This window comes from Vibrio scophthalmi LMG 19158 (assembly GCF_000222585.1).
In the GTDB taxonomy this organism is placed as follows: domain Bacteria; phylum Pseudomonadota; class Gammaproteobacteria; order Enterobacterales; family Vibrionaceae; genus Vibrio; species Vibrio scophthalmi.
The window spans coordinates 17,072-36,506 of the sequence record NZ_AFWE01000093.1; the positions used below are offsets into that span (position 1 = coordinate 17,072).

13 protein-coding genes are annotated in these 19,435 nt (G+C 44.3%); 6 read left to right on the top strand and 7 right to left on the bottom strand.

Annotation, left to right across the window (positions count from 1 at the left end):
• Positions 1–139: 139 nt before the first annotated feature.
• Positions 140–1,048: a LysR family transcriptional regulator gene (locus RH88_RS08200; protein WP_005594907.1), complete on the bottom strand. Its 909-nt coding sequence runs from the start codon at positions 1,046–1,048 to the stop codon at positions 140–142.
• 317 nt (positions 1,049–1,365) lie between these two features.
• On the opposite strand from RH88_RS08200, the gene RH88_RS08205 reads away from it, so the two are divergent.
• The gene (locus RH88_RS08205; protein ID WP_005594908.1) at positions 1,366–2,100 is read left to right on the top strand and encodes a beta-ketoacyl-ACP reductase; all 735 of its coding nucleotides are present in this window, start codon (positions 1,366–1,368) and stop codon (positions 2,098–2,100) included.
• Positions 2,101–2,110: 10 nt separating this feature from the next.
• Positions 2,111–3,316 (top strand): acetyl-CoA C-acetyltransferase, encoded by a 1,206-nt coding sequence (locus tag RH88_RS08210; protein WP_005594909.1) that lies wholly within the window; start codon positions 2,111–2,113, stop codon positions 3,314–3,316.
• 113 nt (positions 3,317–3,429) lie between these two features.
• Here RH88_RS08210 and RH88_RS08215 read toward each other — a convergent pair whose 3' ends face one another.
• The 3 genes from RH88_RS08215 to RH88_RS08225 all read right to left on the bottom strand — a co-directional run bounded on the left by RH88_RS08215 (position 3,430) and on the right by RH88_RS08225 (position 7,064).
• Positions 3,430–4,326, bottom strand: a complete 897-nt coding sequence (locus RH88_RS08215) for a DnaJ C-terminal domain-containing protein (protein WP_005594910.1) — start codon at positions 4,324–4,326, stop codon at positions 3,430–3,432.
• Between the two features lie 130 nt (positions 4,327–4,456).
• Entirely contained in the window at positions 4,457–6,352 is a 1,896-nt protein-coding gene (dnaK, locus tag RH88_RS08220; protein ID WP_005594912.1) for a molecular chaperone DnaK, read from the bottom strand.
• 292 nt (positions 6,353–6,644) lie between these two features.
• A complete protein-coding gene (locus RH88_RS08225) occupies positions 6,645–7,064 on the bottom strand; it encodes an Hsp20 family protein (protein ID WP_005594913.1) in 420 nt (139 codons plus the stop codon).
• Positions 7,065–7,664: 600 nt separating this feature from the next.
• Between RH88_RS08225 and hflX the strand changes: the two genes are divergently transcribed.
• Entirely contained in the window at positions 7,665–9,047 is a 1,383-nt protein-coding gene (gene hflX / locus RH88_RS08230; RefSeq protein ID WP_005594914.1) for a GTPase HflX, read from the top strand.
• A 67-nt stretch (positions 9,048–9,114) separates the two neighbouring features.
• On the opposite strand, the gene RH88_RS08235 is transcribed toward hflX, so the two are convergent.
• Both RH88_RS08235 and RH88_RS08240 read right to left on the bottom strand, forming a co-directional pair.
• Entirely contained in the window at positions 9,115–12,177 is a 3,063-nt protein-coding gene (locus RH88_RS08235) for an efflux RND transporter permease subunit (RefSeq protein ID WP_005594916.1), read from the bottom strand.
• 33 nt (positions 12,178–12,210) lie between these two features.
• Positions 12,211–13,269 carry an efflux RND transporter periplasmic adaptor subunit gene (locus RH88_RS08240; protein ID WP_005594917.1) on the bottom strand — a complete coding sequence of 353 codons (1,059 nt, stop codon included), beginning with the start codon at positions 13,267–13,269 and terminating at the stop codon, positions 12,211–12,213.
• A 445-nt stretch (positions 13,270–13,714) separates the two neighbouring features.
• Between RH88_RS08240 and RH88_RS08245 the strand changes: the two genes are divergently transcribed.
• Positions 13,715–14,962, top strand: coding sequence for a permease (locus RH88_RS08245; protein ID WP_005594919.1), 1,248 nt, complete (start codon positions 13,715–13,717; stop codon positions 14,960–14,962).
• A gap of 60 nt (positions 14,963–15,022) precedes the next feature.
• The gene (locus tag RH88_RS08250) at positions 15,023–15,868 is read left to right on the top strand and encodes an SDR family NAD(P)-dependent oxidoreductase (RefSeq protein WP_005594920.1); all 846 of its coding nucleotides are present in this window, start codon (positions 15,023–15,025) and stop codon (positions 15,866–15,868) included.
• An 89-nt stretch (positions 15,869–15,957) separates the two neighbouring features.
• Here the strand turns inward: RH88_RS08250 and RH88_RS08255 are convergent, their stop codons facing one another.
• Positions 15,958–18,267: a toxin-antitoxin system YwqK family antitoxin gene (locus tag RH88_RS08255; RefSeq protein WP_005594922.1), complete on the bottom strand. Its 2,310-nt coding sequence runs from the start codon at positions 18,265–18,267 to the stop codon at positions 15,958–15,960.
• A gap of 353 nt (positions 18,268–18,620) precedes the next feature.
• Between RH88_RS08255 and RH88_RS08260 the strand changes: the two genes are divergently transcribed.
• Positions 18,621–19,373: a 5'-methylthioadenosine/adenosylhomocysteine nucleosidase gene (locus tag RH88_RS08260; protein ID WP_005594924.1), complete on the top strand. Its 753-nt coding sequence runs from the start codon at positions 18,621–18,623 to the stop codon at positions 19,371–19,373.
• Positions 19,374–19,435 lie beyond the last annotated feature (62 nt).

Genomic DNA, 19,435 nt, shown 5'->3' on the forward strand with positions numbered 1-19,435 from the left:
AGAGCTAATGAAAAAAGTGTATTCATTTCTGATTAATGAAAAAATAGACAATAAAAGGAAAGATAATTGCGAATTCGGGATAATAAAAAGAGCAGCTTCAGGCTGCTCTCAATTATATGTGGCTGGGAAAAGGTGGAGGCTATTCTTGGCCAGAGATCTCTCGTACACGGCGAATAAGGTAATCTTTAAAATTGACGCAACGCATGGGCATCTGTCGGCGAGGGCGATAGTAAAGGCTAAATTCAAATTCACTGTTGGTGTATTGCTGTAGCACTTGTACTAGTTGCCCATCATCAAGCTCGTCTTGGATTAGACGCACAGGTAGGTAGCTAATGCCACCGCCATTTAATGCGACGGTTTTAATAAATTGGCTATCTTCTACCTCAACGGTCTGAGAAATATTGACCGTTGTCATTTCACCATCACGTTCAAATACCCATTTGTTTCCACCCACCAAGGTTGAGGCGTATAAGCAGTTGTGACGACGCAGATCCTCGGGGTATTCGGGTTGGCCGTATTTGTTGATGTATTCAGGGGAGCAACATGCCATCAGAGGATATTTCAATAATGAACGTTTCACTAATAAGCTGTCTTTCTCTTGAAAGCCCTGATAAACCGCACTGGCGCGGATAGCAAAGTCGATTTCATCAAGGTGATCCATATCGAAAGCCGTTTCGAGAATACGGAAGGTGACATGAGGGTATTGCTGTAAATATTCTCCGACAATTTGTCCAAGGAAATCGCGTGCAAACAGAGGCGTAGAGGCGATGCGAATAATACCTCGGTCATCATTTCCTAAGTTTTGTATTTCAGTGAAAATGTCATCAATTTCACTGTTTACTTGATTGAAGCGTTCAAATAGTCGTAAACCGGCTTGGGTTGGTACCACTTTGCGTGTCGAACGTTTTAACAGGCTGATGCCCATGCTTTCTTCAAGTTCAATGATCCAGCGACTGCCTGCAGAGGCGGAAATACCGTATTGTTTTGCTGCGAGACTAAATGATCCAGTGCGTACAACATGCAGAAAATAAACAATTTTATCTAACATGATGCATCCTTAATTATTGCAAAATTCGTGTAATCACAGTTATAGCGGAACTGAAATAGAGATTAAACCGAATTTGCTCTGTTTGTTAATGCAGGTCAAAAACTCTCCGTAACATATGAGAAATAGACACTTTTAGTGGTTGATATACAAATTACACCTTCGATAGCAACCTAATATTATCCCGAATTTGCAATAGTGTTTTGTTGTTAAATCAATCTACAACTTGCAAATTAGTCCATAGAATTATTTCACCTACTGCGAAAATTTAAACTATGCCAAGACATAGTTTCGCATCCCTCCTGATTAAGGTGAAAACTATGCTTACTGATAAAATCTGTATCGTTACTGGTGGCGCTCAAGGAATTGGCCGCTGCATCGTAGAAACATTCGCTAAGCAAAATGCGGCGATGGTGTACGCTTGCGACATGAATGCTCAAGCGGCGGAAGATCTGCAAAGCCAATATGACAATGTGCGCGTGAAACAACTAAACGTCTGTGAACGTGCAGGCATTCACGCTCTTGTTGAAGAGATCATTCAAGAACATGGCAAAGTTGACGTGTTGGTTAATAACGCTGGTATTACCCGAGATAATCTACTTGATCGTATGAGCGAAGACGATTGGGACATGGTGATTAACGTCAATCTTAAAGGCGTGTTCAATATGACACAGGCGGTTGCGCCGAGCATGATAGAAAATGGTGTCGGCTCAATCATCACCATGTCTTCGGTTGTCGGTACTGATGGCAACGTAGGCCAAAGTAACTATGGCGCAACCAAAGGTGGTGTGATTGCTATGACCAAAGGTTGGGCGAAAGAGTTTTCGCGTAAAGGCGCACAAGTGCGTGCTAACTGTGTCGCTCCGGGCTTTATCGAAACCCCAATGACGGTCGATTTGCCAGAAAAAGTTCTTGATTACATGAAAACTAAAACGCCACTTGGTCGCATGGGCAAGCCAGAAGATATTGCCAACGGCGTGTTGTTTCTTGCCAGTGATAATGCCTGCTTCATTACTGGGCAAACACTAAAAATCGACGGCGGCTTGGTGATCTAAGGAGTAACTGATGAGCAAAGTTTATATTGTAGGTGCAAAACGTACAGCTTTAGGCGCATTTGGCGGCTCTTTATCATTAGTGCCTGCGTTTGAATTAGGCGGCCATGCCATCAAGGCGGCTTTAGAACAAGCGAGGGTCTCTCCTGATTTACTGGATGAAGTGATTGTCGGTAATGTGCTAACCGCAGGCCAAGGTATGGGGCCGGGGCGTCAGGCTGCAAAATTCGCTGATGTGCCAGATTCGGTGCCTGCTTATACGCTCAATATGATTTGCGGTAGTGGCATGAAAACCGTGATGGAAGCGGCGACGAAGATCAAAGCAGGCGATGCAGACCTTGTTGTGGCGGCTGGCATGGAAAACATGTCAAGTACGCCATATTTGGTTAGTGCGCAGAACCGATTCGGCAGCAAAATGGGCAATCAACAGTTGGTTGATACCATGATCCATGATGGTTTAACGGATGCGTTCAATAGTTATCACATGGGGATGACTGCGGAAAACGTCGCTGAAAAATACCAAATTAATCGTGACAGCCAAGATGCTTTTGCTTTGCGTAGCCAGCAACGCGCCGTTGCCGCGATTGACCAAGGGCGTTTTGTCGATGAAATCGTGCCAGTGGAAGTGCATCAGCGCCGCACCACCTCACTGTTTACGCAAGATGAATACCCACGCGCAGACGCATCACTTGAGAGCCTTGGCAAGCTCAGACCTGCCTTTAAGAAAGAGGGTTCTGTCACGGCGGGTAATGCTTCGGGTATCAATGACGGTGGGGTTGCGTTTGTCGTCGCCTCTGAAAAAGCGGTCAAAGAACATGGCTTAAAACCACTGGCTGAAATTGTCAGTTACGGTCAGGGTGGTTTAGATCCTGCCTTTATGGGGTTAGGGCCTGTACCGGCAATTGAACAAGCCTTGGAAAGAGCGAACATGACGCTAGCTGATGTGCAGTTGCTAGAGCTCAATGAAGCGTTTGCCGCGCAAGCTTTAGGTGTGATGCACGGCCTAAGTGAAAAATATGACCTTCCATTAGATTGGTTCGATGATAAGACCAATGTTAACGGCGGTGCGATTGCACTAGGTCATCCACTTGGCGCATCTGGTGGCCGTATATTGACGACACTGATTTATGAAATGGAGAAGAGAGAAGTTCAATTTGGCCTGGCTTCACTCTGTATTGGCGGTGGGATGGGAACCGCTGTCCTTATCAAAAAGATCTGATTTAAACGTTAGATAAAAGCCCCCCAACAGAAACACAACTGAAATGAGCTGTTAGAGAAAAACAAAGCCACCGTAATGGTGGCTTTGTCATATCAGAACGGTGAATCGCAAGATCAAAGCGTTGCTTGGAACTGCGTTAGAATTGCTTTCTGTTCATCGGTAAGGTTGGTTGGGGTATCAACTTGGATGACCACCAATAAATCACCTGTCACGCCTTTACGGTTGGTCACGCCTTTACCAGTGATTTTAAACTTACGGCCACTTTGTGTACCCGCTGGGATTTTCAGTTTAAAACGGCTATCCAACACATTCACTTCAGTCTCACCACCCAATGCTGCGGTGATCATATCAACATGGTTAGTGCAGATAAGGTTATCTTCATCGCGCTTTAGAAACGCGTGTGAACGGGTGGCAATTACCAGCAGTAAATCACCGGCTGGACCGCCGTTGATACCTGGGCCACCTTTGCCGCCGAAGCGAATTTTTTCACCGTCTTTGATGCCCGCTGGGATCTTAACGTTGATTTTCTTCTGTTCGCCATTAATTGGCAGTTCAACGACCTTTTCGGCGCCTTGTACCGCATCGACAAAATCAACGGTAAAGGTAAATTCACGATCTTGGCCTTTTTGTGGGCGCGCTTGTCGGCCACGACCTTGATTGAAGATGTCTTCAAAGCCGCCAAAGCCGCCACCAAAGCCACCTTGTTGTCTAAAGCCACCGCCAAATATATCTTCAAAACCGCCGTGACCATGTTGAGATTGACCACCAAAACCACCATGGCTGCCATCAAAAGCGGCATGACCAAATTGATCGTATTGGCGACGTTTATCTGCGTCAGTCAGAATTTCGTAGGCTTCTTTAATTTCTTTGAATTTGTCTTCAGCCGTTGCATCACCCGGATTCTTATCTGGGTGGTATTTCATCGCGAGCTTTTTGTACGCTTTCTTAATATCTTTAACGTCGTCTCCTTTAGAGACGCCTAGCACGCTGTAATAATCTCGTTTGGACATGTCAGCCTCTTGCTTTATTCCTGACTAAAACTGGAAAAGGGCGTACGAGAAATCTCTTACGCCCTTAATGCCATTGCTAATATGATATCGCTCAACCACCTAAGATGGTATAGATAGTTGAGCTAAAGCGTTATTTCACTTCTTCAAATTCAGCATCAACCACATCATCATCTTTCGATTGTGAGTCATTGCCTTGAGCTTGTTGCGCTTGAGCTTGCTGTTGAGCAATCTCCATCAGTTTTTGCGCCGCTGCTGCGAGAGCTTGAACCTTGGTATCAATCGCTTCTTTGTCATCGCCCTTACGAGCCACTTCAACCTCATTGATTGCTACTTCAATTTTTGCTTTCTCTTCAGCTGGCAGAGCTTCACCCACTTCTTCGATTTGTTTACGAGTACCGTGAATCATCTGATCCGCTTGGTTACGTGCGGTGGCTAACTCTTCGAACTTTTTGTCCGCGTCTTTGTTTGCTTCCGCTTCTTGTACCATTTTCTCAATCTCAGCATCGCTCAAACCGCCTGACGCTTGGATAGTGATTTTCTGTTCTTTGCCGGTGGTTTTATCCTTAGCAGAGACATTCAAGATACCATCAGCATCTAGGTCGAAAGTCACTTCAATTTGCGCCATACCACGTGGTGCAGGCTGAATACCTTCAAGGTTGAACTGACCAAGAGACTTGTTGAAAGTCGCTTGTTTACGCTCACCTTGCAGAACGTGAATCGTTACTGCACTTTGGTTATCTTCTGCGGTTGAGAACGTTTGGTTCGCCTTGGTTGGAATAGTGGTGTTTTTCTCAACCAATTTGGTCATTACACCGCCCATCGTCTCGATACCGAGAGAGAGTGGGGTAACATCCAATAGCAACACATCTTTTACTTCACCCGCTAGCACACCACCTTGAACGGCTGCACCCATCGCAACTGCTTCGTCAGGGTTAACATCACGGCGTGCTTCTTTACCAAAGAACTCCGCAACTTTCGCTTGTACCATTGGCATACGTGTTTGACCACCGACCAAAATCACATCGGTGATGTCGCTTACTGATAGTTTCGCATCTGCCAGAGCCACTTTAAGTGGTTCAATAGAACGCTGGACAAGATCTTCCACTAACGATTCCAATTTCGCACGAGTCACTTTGACGTTCATGTGCTTAGGACCAGTTGCGTCAGCCGTTACGTATGGCAAGTTAACATCCGTTTGTGTAGTAGAAGAAAGCTCGATTTTTGCTTTTTCTGCTGCTTCTTTTACACGTTGCATCGCCAATGGGTCAACTTTCAGGTCGATACCTTGTTCTTTTTTGAACTCATCGACTAAGTAGTTGATTAAGCGGTTATCAAAGTCTTCACCACCAAGGTGTGTATCACCGTTAGTTGCAAGAACTTCAAAGGTTTGCTCGCCTTCAACTTGGTCGATTTCGATGATCGAGATATCAAAAGTACCACCACCTAAGTCGTAAACCGCGATAGTGCGATCGCCGCCTTTTTTATCTAGGCCGTATGCCAACGCTGCTGCTGTTGGTTCGTTGATGATACGTTTTACTTCCAGACCTGCGATACGACCAGCGTCTTTGGTTGCTTGACGTTGAGCGTCGTTAAAGTAAGCCGGAACCGTAATAACAGCGCCAGTGACTTCTTCACCAAGGAAATCTTCTGCCGTTTTCTTCATTTTTTTCAGAATTTCAGCTGAAACTTGAGGTGCTGCCATTTTTTGGCCTTTCGCTTCTACCCAAGCATCACCATTGTCAGCCTTAACGATTTTGTAAGGCATGATTTCGATGTCACGCTGAACTTCTTTGTCTTCAAAACGACGACCAATCAAACGCTTAATTGCAAATAGCGTGTTGGTTGGGTTGGTTACCGCTTGGCGTTTTGCCGGTTGGCCGACCAATGTTTCCCCATCTGTGTAGGCCACAACGGAAGCTGTGGTGCGTTCACCTTCCGCGTTTTCAATTACGCGTGGTTTGTCGCCATCTAAAACAGAAACACAAGAGTTAGTTGTACCTAAGTCGATACCAATGATTTTACCCATAATAATTACCTCTGTAATTTGCATTAGTTATATTAATGCAAATTAGCTAAATTCGAATGTTGATTTTATAAGAACATAGAATGCATTTTTGCTATCACTATGCTCATTCTCAATGGAATATACTGTTGTCAATAGTGCCGATAAACAGGTGGCATACGTCATCGTATGCGACCAATTTGACTAGGGTATGAGCCCATCTTAGCCAGGGTTAAAGCGATATCTTTTACGCTTTGTCGCATGGTGTTTAACGGCAATACTGATTTATGTTCTACAAGTGTTCACTTATAAATAACTACTTGTTGATTGCGATCTTACGTGGTTGCATTGCTTCTGGTACTTCACGTACAAGATCAATATGTAGCAAACCATTTTCCATACTTGCTGCTGATACAGTAACGTAATCAGCCAGTTGGAATTTTCGTTCAAAGTTGCGTTCAGCAATACCTTGATAAACGTAAGTTGGCTTTGTCTCGGACGCTTTGATTTCGCCGGAAACAATCAGCATATTTTCGTTTTGAGTCAGTGTTAACGCATCTTCAGAGAAACCAGCAACAGCCATAGTAATACGGTAGTTGTGCTCATCTTTCTGTTCGATGTTGTATGGTGGGTAACCAGTTTGAGATGGTTTTTTCGCACTGTTTTCTACAAGGTTAAACAGACGATCAAAACCAATGGCATGGCGGTATAGGGGAGAAATATCTACATTACGCATAATACTATCCTTCAATAATAAGCAATAGTTCTCACCGCATTTTGCGATGAAATTGAAGCCATATTCCTAAGCCTCATTTGGCTTAATAGACATACGGTTCAACAGTGAATAATCAGAAGCTAAAGCACAAACACATCAATGATGGGTAAAGCATCACTTCCAAACTGACAACTTGTTATTCCCTCTATAAGGCGAATCAAGCTGTCTACAAACTCCATCTGGCAGTTCGTGTAATCAATATATGCTTCCGGAAATTTACTGTCAACACTTTCATTAGAAAAATTAACGAATATTTTCTTTTTCTATTGAGGAATGCAGAGCTAACGATTATCTCGCTATAGATGAGTTGCTGGTTTGATGAGATCAGGGGGACCTGTAGTGATTGAGCTGCTTATCGCGAAGATAGCCAAGTGTTGCTTTCAAGCGGTGTCTCAACTTGCCAATGATTAACTCTTTTTATTCAGTGGGTTACCTAGAGAACCAATTTATTCTTCAATTAGTTTTTTATTTTCCTATAAAGAGAGGCGATAACAACGTAGGATCGGCGACAATTATCGACAAAGACGCAGGTCGCACAACCGTGCGCGAACATAAAGAATTATGCAGCTAACCGCCAAACCATTACAGAATAACGCCTTACTTATTTCCATCTGCACACCGCAATTTAAAGGGGTAGAGGCGAAAGAATCTCTCGCTGAATTAGCCCGCCTTGTGACGACATTAGGCTTTAACGTAGTGGGCACTCAGTCACAAAACCTTGCCTCAACTCAAAAACAAAATGTGTTAGGTGTAGGCAAAATGGCGGAGATCGCTCGCTTGACGGGGAACCGAGGCGAGATGGAAGAAGATCTCGACACCGAAGATCTGTTCGATGATGAGGCGTTTGGTGATATGGCGTTTGATGCGCCAATTTATGATGAAATGCGCTTTGACGATTTGCCATCAGAAAATCTGCCGTTGTATTGTGCGGATGTGGTGGTGTTTGATTGTGATTTGAGCCCTTCGCAATTGCGTAATGTTGAAAACCAGTTGGGTGTTGAAGTGTTTGACCGCACTGGCATCATCATTGAGATCTTTAGCCGCCATGCGCGTACGCGTACTGCTCGTCTACAGGTTGAAATTGCCCGCCTGAACTATTTAGCACCGCGCCTACGTGAATCGACCAGCGGTAACAAAGAACGCCAAATGGGTAAAGGTGCTGGTGAAACCACGCTGGAACTCGATCGTCGTAAAGTCCGTGATCAAATCGCAGAACTCAGACGCGAGTTGGTCAGTGTACAACATGAGTTGAAAAACCGTCGTTCTCAACGCTCAGAGCTATTCAGTGTTGCTCTGGTTGGTTACACCAACGCGGGTAAATCTTCGATGATGCGCGCATTGACGGGCAGTGAAGTGCTGGTGGAAAATAAACTGTTTGCCACGCTCGATACCACGGTACGCGCGCTGTACCCAACAACTCAACCACGTATTCTGGTTTCAGATACGGTTGGCTTTATTAAAAAGCTACCCCATGACTTAGTGGCTTCATTCCACTCGACGCTTGCAGAGGCGCATGACGCATCATTACTGCTTTATGTGGTTGATGCCTCGGATGCCACCTTCCGCACACAACTTGATGTGGTGCATGAAGTTCTCGGTGAAGTGGGTGTTGATGATATTAAAAAGCTGTTGGTCTTAAATAAATCGGACCAATTGAGCGAGGAACAGCAAGCTGCGCTAATGGAAGAATTTCCTGATGCGATGATGACCTCGACGCGCAATCCGCTTGATGTGGCGAAGCTGCACCAATACATTGTTGATTCTTCGCAGCAAGATATGATCGAAGAAGAATTCATTATTCAATATGACACTCAAGGTATTATTGGTGAAATCCGCACCAGCATGAGTGTGATTAAAGAAGAGTATGAATATGATCATATTAAGCTAACTGTTCGCTCAAACGCCATTGAACTGGCTCGTTTGAAAAAGCGCATGCAGAAGTAAGGAAAATAAGAGAGCCAGCAATATTGCTGGCTCTTTTTTATCCTCGTTTAAGATTCAAATATTAGTATCAACGCTCTTGAGTTTCAGTCGCTTGAATCTTGAAAAATACAGAATAGAGCAGCGGTACAATGATGAGTGTAAGCAAGGTGGCGAATGTGAGTCCAAACACCAATACGACAGACATTGATTTGAAAAACGCATCAAAATAGAGCGGTATAACGCCCAAGACAGTGGTTAATGCTCCCATCAATACTGGTCTTACACGGCTTGCTGACGCGTCTACTACCGCATCGAACCTTGCTTTACCTTCTGATATTTCGAGATCTATTTGGTCAACTAACACAATCGCATTCTTAATCAACAAACCAGACAAAGACAACAGGCCAAGAATAGCCATAAACTCCATTGGTGTCTGGGTGAGTAATAGTCCTGCGACAACGCCAACAATGGCGAGCGGCACCACCAGCCAAATAACCACAGGTTGACGCACGGTACCAAATAAGACAAATACCACTAGCACCATAGCAAGGAATCCAAGTGGAATTGTCGATGCAAGGTTTTCGTTGGATTCTTTAGAATCGCCATATTCGCCTCCCCAATCGAGTGAGTAGCCATCAGGTAAATCGATTGATTCGATGTGCGGACGTACGCGATTAAATACATCCGATGTCAACACTCCCGGGATCGGATCAGCTTGAACGATTAACTCCCAATCTCGATTTACTCGGCGAACTAAGCCATCACGCCAAACGGTTTTGTAGCCGTCAACAACTTGGTCAATCGGAATGCTTTCACCAGTGATTGAGCTGACCACTAATACGTTGCGAATGTCGTCAATGCGGGTTCGCTCATTTTCGGTTGCACGTGTAATGATCGGGATCAATTCGTCGCCTTCACGATACGCCCCAACGCTTTGACCTGAAAAATTACGTTCGAGCGCGGTGGCTAAGTCTTCGCGAGAAACCCCAATGCGTTGCGCTGCTTTTTCAGCATAAATCGGCTCAATTACTGGCACAGGCTCGCGCCAATTATCTTTGATGGAAAGTGCTTGCCCATCATTAACCATAATTTGCTTTGCTTCTTCAGCTATTGTTCTGAGTACCTTAGGATCTGGGCCGGTGAATTTTGCTTGGATCTTAGAGCCACCGCCAGGACCAAGTACAAATTTCCAAACCTTACCTTGTGCATCGGTAAATTGTTCATCGATGTAGTGTTGAATTTGCGGTAGAAGAGCATCAATTTGTTTATCACTGCCTGTTTTTACCAGTAATTGGCCATAAGATGAGTTGGCTGACTGAGGAGCGTAAACCAGCATAAAGCGTGGAGCACCACCTCCGACTGAGGATTGTATTTCTTCAACACCCTCGAGCGTGGCAACAAATTGATTAAGCTTGGCAATATCCGCTTTTGTTTCGGTAATATCGGTGCCTTCCGGTAGCCAATAATCAACCACAAACAGTGGTGTGGTTGAGGCTGGGAAGAAGCCCGGTTTTACAAAGCTAAAACCCCATACCGAAATGGCAAACAATGCGACAATACAACCAATCACTTGAGTACGTTTTTTCAGCGAGTAGACTAGAACAGACTTATAGCCTTGGCTAAAACGCCCCTCTGGTTGAGTGTTAGCTGATGTGTTTTCTGTAGGCTCTTTGAACAGCCAGTAACAAAATAGGGGCGTTAGCGTAATGGCAAATACCCAGCTATAAAGCAGAGAAATTAAAATAACCCAAAATAAATGCCCGGTGTATTCCGCCGTTGAGCCTGGAGCGAAACCAATAGGGGCAAAGGCTATGATGCCAACTAATGTGCCGCCAAGTAGTGGCCATATCGAACGTTCAACAATTTTCTTCGCAATGGCGAGTTTCGAGAAACCATTTTTGATGCCAACGAGAATCCCTTCAGTCACGACAATGGCGTTGTCCACCATCATCCCTAACGCAATGATTAATGCACCTAAAGAGATGCGGTGCATCGGAATAGAAACATAGTTCATGGTTGCTAAGGTGGCAGATATTGTCAGTAATAGAATTGCGCCAATGACCGTTGCTGATTTCATACCCATAAAAATGAACAAGGTGATGATCACAATGGCTAACGCCGCGGCGACGTTAAGAACGAAATTTTGTACAGAAGCATCAACAATCTTTGATTGGTGATAAAACTCGTGTAGTTCCATGCCGAGCGGGCGAAGGTTTAAATTGTCATCAATTGCTTGATCTATCCCTGCACCAATCTTGACAATATTGCTGCCTAAAACTCCGGAGATACCAATCGCAAGCGCTGGTTGACCATTGTAGTTGTAGATTTTCTCATCCGGCTCTTGATAGCCGCGATAAATGTGCGCAATATCTTTAAGGTAGACCAACTTGCCATTCGGCTCTGCTGCAACCAATAAATTCTTAATGGCATCAACAGAATCGATCGCATCTGTAGGGTCAATAAACAGCCGCTTAGTGCCTACTTTTACGTTACCGGCAGAAGCCATGGCATTTTGTTGTGATAGAACGTTAAGAACGTTATTGAAAGAGAGTCCCAACCGCTTGATATCACTACGAGAAAGCTCAACGTAAATGACTTCTTTCTTCGCCCCTTCAATAGTGACACGAGCAACGCCATCAACTTTTAAAATGGTACTTTGAAGTGAATCTGCGTATTTCTTTAATTCTGCATTGTCATATCCTTCGCCGGTTAGGAAATACAATAGGCCGAATACATCACCAAAATCGTCTGCTACATAAGGTTCGCCAGCACCTGGAGGCAACGAACGCTCAGCATCGCTAACCTTGTTGCGTAACTTATTCCATACCAGCTGAAGGTCTGCTCTTGTTTTAGACGCTTCGTATTTTACTTCGACGGTAATTTCAGATTTACCATGAGTTGAAACCGAGCGAATTTTCTTAACTTCTGCGAGTTGTTGAATCGATTTTTCCAATGGCTCAGTTACTTCTAACGCCACCTCATGAGGAGAAGCTCCGGGGTATTGCGTTATAACGACCGCTTCGCGAATAGTAAATTCAGGATCTTCAAATCGCGCCATGTTTTGATAGGCGTTCCAACCGCCTAATAACGTGATAAAAATGACGATAATACTGAGTATCGTCTTTTTTATCGTGAACTCTGCAATGTTCATATTAGTTACCTGCTTGTCTAACGTGGCTGCCGTTTATTTCCATTCTCTAACTGTAATGCCTTCAGAAAGTTGGCTTACACCAGCACTCACGATGGTATCGCCTTTGCTCAGTCCTTCAAGCACGGCAATAGACTCACCAATTTGCTCTTTTAAGGTAACGTGTTGTTTGGAGACCATCATAGAATCTGTATCTACCAACCATACAAAAGTGCCTTCACTGTCACTACCGACGGCATCGATTGGGATGCTGAGGTACTGTATTGACTCATTTCCGGTGACAGTAATATCCACAGAAACAGTCATGCCGGGCAGAATAAGAATGTCCGTTGTTGCCTTGAAAGCAAACGTCAGGCCGTAAGTTTGAGTGGTTGGATCTGCCACAAGCGTTGCTTCTTTAAACTCCGCAGGAAAACGTTGCGAGGGAAGGGAATCAAGAGATATCCAACTTTGTGATGGCTGCCCTTCAATCATTGAATTTTGATGCAATAGAGCTAGGAACTTTCCAGGGACGTCGATTGAGGCTTCGAGTTCGCCTTCACCAATCAGTATCGCTACCGTTTGCCCGCTGGAAATCACTTGGTCTTTTTCAATAAAGGTTTGTGCGATGATTCCGTCAATCGGGGCAAAAAGGGTGGAATCATTTAGTGCTTGCTGAGCACTATCGAGTTGTACGCGCGCTAAATCACGTTCCGTTTGTTTCGCTTGTAATGAGCTTTTTGATACCGCGCCTGTTTTTGCGAGTTTTGCAATTCTTTGGTACTCATCAGAAGCGATTTGATATTGAGACTTGGCTTTACTCAATGCATTTTTAAGTTCACGTTGGTCTAGTCTAGCAATAACATCGCCTGCTTTTACAAGCATGGCTTCTTTGATTGGGAATTCGGTTACTCTTCCGGTTGTCGTGAAGCTGATTTCTTTGAGATTTTTACTTTGAATAATACCGGGAAAGGAAGCGGTAACATTCGCTTGTTGCTCAGTGACATTAAACAGTTTTACAGGACGAATAGAATTGACGTTACTATCGATTGGCGGCTCTTCGCTACAACCTTGAATCATACCGAGTGTCGCGAGAAGTAATAAATGCGCTCTCATTAAAATATTCCTTATTTAGTCAGCGAAATCCATCTTTGATATGAACGGCATTTTTGATCGTGAGTAGATTGCGATCACAATCGGATTGGTCCATAAAAATAATAGCTGACGTAGCATGAATGCATTAGTGTTGAATTATTGACTAACTATATAATAATCATGACTTATATGTAGCTTCCGGTGGAGATAGTGTGAGTGAATCGTGACATTTTTGTGTGCATGTGCATGTGCATGTGCAAATGAAAAATGAAGCGATGAATACCGATGCATCGAGTATTCATAAGTCCAAGTATGACGTTTATTGCATTTTGCACAGTAAAGTTCATCCGACGTCAATGGCACTCTAAATTTGCATTTATAGATTGAGTTTTCAGTAAGGCACAAAGCTTTTTGATAGGCGTACTATGCTTAGAGAGCATTTAATCGTCCTAGCAAGGAGTCACTTATGCAAAGTGATGGCGGTAATCTTCTTTTCCATATTGTTTCTGTGTTTAGCAATATGGTGTGGCAAATCTTTTGGCCGCTGGCATTTGGCCTAATGCTATCTTCATTTATTCGTCACCTTTTGCCCGTTGAAACGGTGGCGAAACATCTTGGTAAAACGAATCTAAAAAGCCTTTCGTATTCGACAGTACTTGGCATGGTCTCCTCATCCTGCTCCTATGCTGCAGCTTCTCTATCACATACCTTATTGAGTAAAAAATCGACTTTAGCCAATGCGACGGCATTTTTGGTCGCGAGCACTAATTTGATTGTTGAAATGTTTATCGTGCTGGTGGCTTTATTAGGCTGGACATTCCTATGGGGCGAAGTGCTGGGTGGACTTATTTTGATCGTGACAGTCGCCGTTCTTTTTCAGCGCTTCTATCCGAAAGAGGTTGAGACCGAGTTACGCCAACATATCGCAGCAGAGCAACCGAAAAAATCCGCAATGGCAGACTGCGGCATGGATATGTCTTCGATGAAGCATGAAGAAAGCGACTGCGGCATGGACATGTCATCGATGAAGCATGAAGAAAGTGACTGCGGTATGGATATGCATTCGATGCCGAAGAAAGAGATGCACATGGAACCACAAGCTGCGGCGTCTCCCATGATGGAAAAAATCACCAAATCAGCAGGCTTTTTCCAAATGGATTTGTCGATGATTGGCAAAGAGATCCTGATTGGTGTTGTGGTGTCATCCCTGTTAATTGCGATAGTACCGATAGAAGGTTGGCGCATGCTATTTATTAGTAATGACGTTAATTTACCGGTGTGGTTACATTCCTTCCTTGATGTGATTATCGGTATTTTTGTCGCGGTGATTGCCTATGTTTGTTCGGTCGGTAATTTGCTGCTAGCGGCTGCACTCTGGCATGGCGGTATCTCATTTGGGGGCGTAATTGGGTTTATTCTCGCCGATGTTTTAACCATTCCAATGATGCGAGTTTACCAAAAATACTATGGTCAACGACCAGCAAGATGGATGGTAGGCTTACTGTTTGTTGCGATTCTATTTACCGGGCTGTGTGTCGATCTCATTTTTAATGGGCTTAATATTGATGCAACGGCGCAAGGCTTACGCACCATCAATCAAGACGGATTTGGTTGGAACTTTACCACCATCATGAATTTGATTTTTATCCCGCTTTCTATTTGGTATTACCGCTTAGGTAAAAGCGCCAATGCAGGCATGGGAATGAATATGTAGCCTCGTTGCTAGCACATAATCGACCAATTATGGCTCAACGATATTGAGTGAGGAATTTGTATGTCATCAGTGATCAATAATAATCAAAACCAAAATGAATTCGACAATAAAATTGCTTTGGTATTGGCAGGAGCACAAGGCATAGGCCGTGCTTGTAGTCTGCTTTTAGCCGCGAAAGGTGCCAAGGTTTATGTTGCAGACTGGGATTTAGATTTAGCCAGTGCAACAGCGCGTGAAATCAATACGCGCAGTCGTAATGATGGTGAAAGTGGGCGTGCGGTTGGAGTATTTTTTAATGCTTTTGAGAATGATACTTACGCGAGCTTAATTGATTCTATTCTCGAACAAGAGGGGAGAATTGATGTTTTGATCAATAACTTTGGTGGTGTTGATTTGCGCCAAGATAGGGATTTAGCACATACCGAAGTGATCAGCTGGGAGAAGAACATTCTCGCCAATATCAACAGCGTGTTTATTCCTTCAAAAGCCGTGATCCCAACCATGGTGAAGCAGGGGGGCGGTGCGATTGTTAATATCTCTTCGCTCTCTTCATTAAGCGCTGAAATGTCGAGTATTGCTTACGGTACTTCGAAAAACGCGATTAATCACATGACGCGGCAAATCGCGATTCAATATGCGAGTTTTGGTATTCGCTGCAATGCGGTATTGCCGGGTATGATTGCGACCGATGCGGTAAAGAAAAATCTCACCACCGAGTACATTGATCACTTCCTCGCCACACAACCGATTAAACGCATGGGTGAGCCGGATGATATCGCTAATGCCGTGAGTTTTTTAGCCAGTGATAAAGCGAGCTTTATTACTGGGGTTTGCTTACCGGTAACCGGGGGAATGGATATCGCAACGTCACGCTATTATTTTGATGCCGATAAAGTTCAGTTCTAGCGATTACGTTTGACGAGAGAAAACAAAAAGAGCTCGATGAGAGCTCTTTTTTATTCATTGATTACCGGATCAACCACCACAAAAATCGTTTAGTGGTGCTCGGTTTTGATTAACTTGCCGAATTGATCGTAATAAACCCAATCTCCAGATTGTCGGTTACTGATGTAGCTGCCTTCACTGCGTTTTTCACCATTTGGCCAATAGCTGAGCCAAAGTCCTTCTTTGCGTTCACGTAGATAACGGCCTTTTTCTGCCAGTTTTCCGTTGGTATGAAAGTAGCTCGCTTCGCCTTCTTTTTGTCCTTTTAACCATTGCTCTTGGTATTCTTGTTTGCCCGTTTGGTAATACTGAGTAAGCAGGCCGTTGAGTTTGCCTTTCTCAAATTGAGCGTGCTGTTTGAGTTGACCATTAGCGTAATACTCACGATGTTCACCATGTCGCTGGCCGGCTAATAATTCACTACTAAATGATTGCATGCCGTCTTCAAACCAACCTTGCCACAGGCCAGTTTGTACATTTTTAATCATTTCGCCTTGGCGCTTTAATTGGCCATTGGCGACATAGTATTCCGCGTAAGGTCCGGTTTGAACGCCTTTTACGTAACTTTCACTACGATAACGGAGCTGTTTAAAGTCAAAATACTCACGTTTTCCGTGTAACTTATTGTTGGCATATTCACTGGTACGGAGAATATTGCCTTCCGCGATAGTGCCAAAGGTAGGATCGCTTTCTTGGTAGCGATAGCCTGTCCAGACGCCGGTTTTCATATTGTCTTGATAGAGACCGGTCACGCGGCGGCGGCCGTTATAATACTCGGCGTATTCGCCATTTAACTTGCCGTCTAGGTAGGTTTGTTTACGAGTTACTAGCCCTTGATTGTACGCCAGCCATTCGCCAGTTTTTTTGCCTTCAATGTATTCACCGGTTTCACTCGGGTCTCCGTTGCCAAACCAGCGAGCATAATGACCATGAAATTTCGCTCGATAGGTGTTCTCATCGACCGTTGAAGCATAGTGAATCACTTCACGTGGCAAGCCTGTTTCATAGAAAGATTCATATTTGCCTATCCAAACACTATTGAGACGCGTACCGCGCTCTTTCAGCGTACCGTCGGCAAAGTAGCTTTCAGAGCGACCAGTCTGTTTACCGTGTTCGTAATGATCAATGCTGCGCAGTTTATCGGTCGCATAGTAGCGAGTTTGCTTACCGTGGCGTTCACCTGCGAGCCAGTTTTCCTCACTCTCCATTTCTCCTTGGCGATAGCGAGTGAATAAACCATCTTTAACACCTTGCTTGAAATTGCCTTTTTCCACCAATCGGCCTTCAGAATCATACTGCTCTTGAATGCCGTGGAGTGGATATTGACCGTTATCGGCCAGTATGGTGGTGTGGTAATTTGTCAGTTGTTTTAGCTTTCCGTCGTCAAAATAGCTCTTTTGTTCCCCGGCCAGTGTGCCCAGTTTGAAATTGCTCTCAGCGATAACCACCTGATCCGCATTATAGATAACTTGTAGACCATCAAGCTGTCCATCTTGGTAGTGCTCTTTTTCATAGAGGTGACCGTTTTCGTGATAGCGTAGTGATTCGCCATCCAGGTGGTTGTTCTTATAGGTTGCCTGCTGAGCAAGTTGTCCATTAGGAAAGTAGGAGAGTGCTTTGCCGTTGTGTATGCCAGCTTCAAAATGAATTTCACTATTCGGAGTGCCGTCATCATAGAAGCTTCGCCAAGCCCCTTGTCGTTCGCCTTGGGTATTGTATTCGCCTTCAACGATAATTTTCCCGGCGCTATTTTGCTCAAGGTAACGGCCTGAAAGATGGTTGTTGGCGTACTCTTGACGTAAGGCGACCGTACCGTTTTCATGGTAGGTTTCCCACACGCCGTGGCGAAGATTATCCAAATAGGTTTCTATTGCTTGTCGTTTACCACTGGTAAAAAAACGTTCTACTTGTACTTTTTGCCCCTCTTTATAGAGGGTTGTTTGATCGATAGTACCTTGAAGATTGTATTGCTCCCAAACGCCATCGGGCACCCCTTGACGGTAGTGCTGCTTTTCACTTAGGTTGCCACTGCTATCAAACAACTGCCATTGACCATCTTGATAACCTTGCACATATTGCCCATCCAGCAGTTTTTGGTTATTAGGTAGAAATACCTGCCAGCGACCATTGGGCACACCTTGGGAAAATTGGCCTACGGTGTAGCCTTGGTTATCTCGGACAATCGTGACGTCGCCGTTTAATGTCATTCCGTTGGCGATACTGTAGTAGAAGCTCATTCCATCTTGTTGACGGATTTCTATCATCAAAGATGAGATGTTTTGTGAGGCCTGCGCGCTAACGCTGGTTAAAGAGGCGCTGGTCAGCGCGGCAGTCGTTATGATTGCTTGATAAAAATGCATGCAGATCCTTGGATGCGATGTAGGCAATAACTGGTGGCGATCAGATCTCGCAAGTGATTGTTCATTAACGATTCGTTAATAGCCATCTGTTTTGTAGGTGTAACTTAATTGAAGGCTTATTTAGCGGATATCGACATTGCTTTCCAGCATTGCTTGTAGGGTTTGAGACTTTGATCATCTATCCGTCCTCAATCCTGAATTGATGACCGTCATTAAACGTGGCAAGCGATATGTAATTGATTCTTACTCAGTGAGATTGGTTATTTGCGCAAACGATTGCTTTTGTCGTTTACCAAGGTATACTCCGCGCCGCATCACAGTTTGGTGATGCGTATTATATGTTCAGGATCAGTATGTTTAAGAAATCATTGGCCGCAATGCTTGCTGTTTGCGCATTGCCTTCGGCGGCATCAACCATTGGTATTGTTGGCGCTATGGATGTTGAAGTAGAAGCGCTATTGCCAAAAATTGAAAATCAACAAGTAAAACAGATTGGTAGCCATACTTTTTATACCGGAGAAATCGAAGGTAAAGAGGTCATTGTGACTAAATCTGGAGTTGGCAAAGTCAACGCGGCGATGACCACCACCTTGCTCATTCAATCGTTTGGTGTTGAGCAACTGATTTTTACCGGCATTGCAGGTGCAAGCGAGCCAAAACTTGATCCGCTTGATGTCGTGATCTCAACCAGCCTTGTGCAGCACGATGTCGACTTAACCATGTTTGGCAAGCCTAAAGGTGAGTTGCCAGAGTATGAAGACCGCCTGTTCTACGCGGATAAAAACCTACAAAAATATGCGTTTGATGCAGCGGTAGACGTGTTAGGTAAAGAGAGTGTCTATCAAGGTATTATTGCTTCGGGTGACCAGTTCATAGCTAACAAAGAGATTGTGACAGGGATTTACAAAGAATTTAATGCCATGGCAGTAGAGATGGAAGGTGCTGCGTTGGGGCAGGTGGCGGATGCGTTTAACGTTCCTTACGTGGTCATTCGTACCATCTCCGATAAAGCGGATGGCTCAGCCGAAGTGGTTTACAGCGATTTGAAAAAAGCGACGGCCGATAACTCAGCCAAGATTACATTGAATATGCTCAAACGTATGTAATTGAACTTCAAATGAATGCACTGCTTGAGTGCATTCATTTATCGCGTTCGTTAGGCCTACAG